Here is a 288-nt window from a genome sequence, read left to right as displayed (position 1 = left end):
GACTATTCTCAAAGTTGTTATCTGCATCAACTTCTCCTGCTGTTACTGTTACTGGAATACTTCCATCTGTTGTGTCTGTATTTGCTACAGTATCACCATCATCTGTTGTATCACCATCAACTACATCTGTATTAGCTGGTACTGTTTCTACTATTGTATAGTCTCCTACTGGTACATCTGTAAATTCGTATGTTCCATCAACTCCTGTTGTTACTGTTGGATCAACTGTTGCTGCATCGCCATCATCTAATGTTACTACGATTCCTGATACAGGATCGCCATTCTCAT

The 288-nt window shown here is 39.2% G+C and carries 1 protein-coding gene; it reads right to left on the bottom strand.

Going from position 1 to position 288, the window contains the following annotated elements; all coding sequences use genetic code 11:
* The coding region (locus V6251_RS15345; protein WP_341589020.1) for an SdrD B-like domain-containing protein at nucleotides 1-288 on the bottom strand (288 nt) is incomplete at both ends.

Origin of the sequence: Olleya sp. Ti.3.14 (assembly GCF_038154885.1) — a bacterium.
Lineage (GTDB): Bacteria > Bacteroidota > Bacteroidia > Flavobacteriales > Flavobacteriaceae > Olleya.
The sequence above is the reverse complement of the archived record's forward strand: the minus strand, read 5'-3'. Positions and strand labels throughout refer to the sequence as shown.